We start from the raw sequence: 3,713 nt of genomic DNA, 5'->3' as shown, positions 1-3,713 counted from the left end.
CGCACCGAAGAGCAGGCGAGCTCGCTCGAGCAGACCGCCGCTTCGATGGAAGAGCTCACCTCGACCGTCAAGCAGAACGCCGACAACGCGCGCCAGGCCAATCAGCTTGCGGTGTCCGCTTCCGAAGTGGCGGTCAAGGGCGGCAGTGTCGTGAACCAGGTGGTCGACACGATGGGCTCCATCAATGCATCGTCGCGCAAGATCGTGGACATCATCGGCGTCATCGACGGCATTGCATTCCAGACGAACATCCTTGCCTTGAACGCAGCAGTCGAAGCCGCCCGCGCTGGCGAGCAGGGCCGCGGCTTTGCCGTCGTGGCCTCCGAAGTGCGCAGCCTGGCCCAACGCTCCGCCGCCGCAGCCAAGGAGATCAAGACGCTCATCGGCGACTCGGTCGAAAAGGTCGAGGAAGGCAGCAAGCAGGTGGCCGAAGCCGGAAAGACCATGGAAGAGATCGTCGACAGCGTCAAGCGCGTGACGGACATCATGGGCGAGATCACCGCCGCGAGCCAGGAGCAGACGTCCGGCATCGAGCAGATCAATCAGGCCATCACGCAGATGGACCAGGTCACGCAGCAGAACGCGGCGCTGGTCGAAGAAGCATCGGCAGCAGCGCAATCGCTGCAGGAGCAAGCCGGCAGCCTTTTGCACGTGGTCGGAACCTTCAAGCTGGACGCGAGGAGCCACTCCAGGCCCAGCTTGCCGCCGGCGGCAGCCGCGCCGCGCAAACCGCCAGAAGCACGCAACAAGGCGCTCCAGAGTCCACGGGGCAACGGTCGTGGCGTCGAACCCCAACTGGCCGTGAGCAGCGCCAGCGCGGGCGCGGGCGACTGGACCGAGTTCTGAACGAACGCTGACCTCTTCCAAATACATCACCGAGGGCGAATGCCCATACAGAAATCATGAAAGCGTTCTACAACCTCAGGCTCGCGACCAAGCTTCTCGCGTCCTTCATTGCGGTCCTTGCATTGACCGTCCTCGTCGGCGTCTTCTCGATCGTGCAGCTCGAGAAGGTCAACCAGATGTCGACCGACATCACCACCAACTGGATGCCCTCCACACGCTCACTGCTCGAATTGAAGGGCTTGATGTCGCGCTACAGGGCGCAGGAGTTGCAACACATCCTCTCGTCGCAAGAGGCGGAGATGAACGACTACGAGAAGTCGATGGGCGCTACCTGGAACGAACTGACGAAGACCCGCGCGGTCTACGAAAAGCTCATGTCCGATCCCCAGGAGAAGGCCGCCTACCCGGAGCTCGTCAAACTGCTCGACCAGTATGCGCAAGAGCATGAAAAGGTGATCGTCCTTTCGCGAGCGCAGCGCAACGAAGAAGCGACGGCGCTGGTACGTGGCGAATCGCTGCGGCTGAACCGTGAACTGAACACCATCCTGGACAAGCTTGCCACGGTGAATACGACGGGCGCGGCCAATGCCAGCGAAATGGGCGATGCGGTCTATGCGCAAGCCCGCCGATGGGTGCTCGGTTTGCTGATCGGCAGCGTTGCCCTGGGCCTTCTGCTCGCGGTCTTCATTGCGCGCCTCGTCTCGAAGCCGCTGGCCCACGCCGTCAAGATTGCGCAGTCGGTGGCGTCCGGCGATCTCACCAGCCGCATCGAAGCGCAGACGAAGGATGAGACAGGCCTCTTGCTCGAGGCGCTGAAAGAAATGAACGCCAGCCTGGTGAAGATCGTCGGCGAAGTGCGTACGGGCACGGACACTATCGCCACGGCATCGAGCCAGATCGCCACGGGCAACCAGGACTTGTCCTCGCGCACCGAAGAGCAGGCGAGCTCGCTGGAGCAGACCGCCGCTTCGATGGAAGAGCTCACCTCGACCGTCAAGCAAAACGCCGACAACGCGCGCCAAGCCAATCAGCTTGCGGTGTCCGCTTCCGAAGTGGCGGTCAAGGGCGGCAGTGTCGTCTCGCAGGTGGTCGACACGATGGGCTCCATCAATGCATCGTCACGCAAGATCGTGGACATCATCGGCGTGATCGACGGCATTGCATTCCAGACCAACATCCTTGCCTTGAACGCAGCGGTCGAAGCCGCCCGCGCTGGCGAGCAGGGGCGCGGCTTTGCCGTGGTGGCCTCCGAAGTGCGCAGCCTGGCCCAACGCTCAGCCGCCGCAGCCAAGGAAATCAAGACGCTCATCGGCGACTCGGTAGAAAAGGTCGAGGAAGGCAGCAAACAGGTGGCCGAAGCCGGAAAGACCATGGAAGAGATCGTCGACAGCGTCAAGCGCGTGACGGACATCATGGGCGAGATCACTGCGGCCAGCCAGGAGCAGACGTCAGGCATCGAGCAGATCAACCAGGCGATCACGCAGATGGACCAGGTCACGCAGCAGAACGCGGCGCTGGTCGAAGAGGCTGCCGCTGCGGCGGGCTCGCTGCAGGAACAGGCATCCAGTCTCGTCCGGGCGGTGAGCGTCTTCAGGCTGGACAGCGACAACCAGGCGGTCCGCGCCATCGCACGGGCGCAGTCCAGCAGCGCCGATCGGGTGCCGAAACGCGTTTCGGGCGGAAAGCCTGCGCTGGCCAAGCCGGCAGCGAAGCAGCTTGCGGCGCCCGCCAAAGCCGCCGCAGCCCACGAATCGTCCGGCGATTGGGCCGAGTTCTAAGCGCCATCTACGGCGGTCACATAGAAAGAAGAAAAAAATGCAATGGTTTCAAAAGCTCCGCGTGGCCGTCAAACTGGTCCTCAGCTTTCTCGTGGTTGCGGCGGTCGGCGCGATCGTCAGTGCGCTGGGCATCTTTCACATGGGGCGCATCAGCGATGCGACGGAAAAGCTCTACGCGCATGAGCTTCGGGCCTTGCAAGCCGTGCAGGAAGCCAACATCCACCTGCTGTATGCCAGCCGGGCGCAGATGAGCCTCCTGTCGGCGTCCACGCGCGGCGAGCGCAACGCGGCTGGAAAGGAACTCACCACTGCCATGGAGGGTCTCGCCGCGCGTGCAGGTGAGGTCAAGCCGATCTTCGAGGAAAGCGAGCCGGGCAAGAAGTTGTTCACGCAGTACGAGAGCCTGCTTCCGGGCTTGAAGCAGCACATGGACCAGTTCGTGGCGCTGATCTCCAAGCAGTCGCTGGACAGTTCCCAGTTCGACGGACAAGTGAACGAGGACAGCGCCCGCCTGCTTCAGGAGTCGCGCGGCCTCGAGGAGGTGCTGAAGAACATGGTCGCGCACAGCAACTCGCTGGCGAAGCAGAGCGCAGAGCACGCCGCGAACGTCTACACGAATTCGCGGCTGATGACCGTGGTGATGACGCTGGCCGGCATCCTCGCGAGTGTCGGACTTGGCCTTTTCGTCGCACGCGCCTTGGCGCGTCAACTGGGGGGAGAACCCGCCCATGCCGCGGAAGTCGTGGGCCGCATCGCGAACGGCGATTTGACGGTGAACGTGGACGCGGGTCTTGCGCGTGACGGCAGCCTGTTGCATTCCATCAAGCACATGCAAGACCAACTTTCAGCGGTGGTCGGGAAGATCAAGACTTCGAGCGACACGATCGCGACGGCCTCCGGCCAGATCGCCACCGGCAACCAGGACTTGTCTTCGCGCACCGAAGAGCAGGCGAGTTCGCTGGAAGAGACGGCGGCTTCGATGGAAGAGCTGACCTCCACGGTGAAGCAGAACGCGGACAACGCGCGGCAGGCGAATCAACTCGCAGTGTCGGCGTCGGCCGTCGCGGTCAAGGGCGGCAGCGTGGTCAG

The 3,713-nt window shown here is 63.2% G+C and carries 3 protein-coding genes; all 3 read left to right on the top strand.

Annotated features, from left to right (window positions below; all coding sequences use genetic code 11):
• Positions 1 to 846: methyl-accepting chemotaxis protein (locus AC1DEK_RS30030; RefSeq protein ID WP_478128972.1), on the top strand; the 846-nt coding region annotated here is incomplete at its 5' end.
• Positions 847 to 902: 56 nt separating this feature from the next.
• Positions 903 to 2,624 carry a methyl-accepting chemotaxis protein gene (locus AC1DEK_RS30025; protein ID WP_478128971.1) on the top strand — a complete coding sequence of 574 codons (1,722 nt, stop codon included), beginning with the start codon at positions 903 to 905 and terminating at the stop codon, positions 2,622 to 2,624.
• Between the two features lie 37 nt (positions 2,625 to 2,661).
• Positions 2,662 to 3,713: MCP four helix bundle domain-containing protein (locus AC1DEK_RS30020; protein WP_478128970.1), on the top strand; the 1,052-nt coding region annotated here is incomplete at its 3' end.

Source organism: Variovorax sp. 10N420, assembly GCF_056394705.1.
This window is presented reverse-complemented; position numbering and strand designations above follow the sequence as displayed.

What these genes read in the sequence shown, in the direction of transcription:
- AC1DEK_RS30025 (WP_478128971.1), top strand. Translation starts at nt 903, where the DNA reads ATGAAAGCGTTCTACAACCTCAGGCTCGCGACCAAGCTTCTCGCGTCC.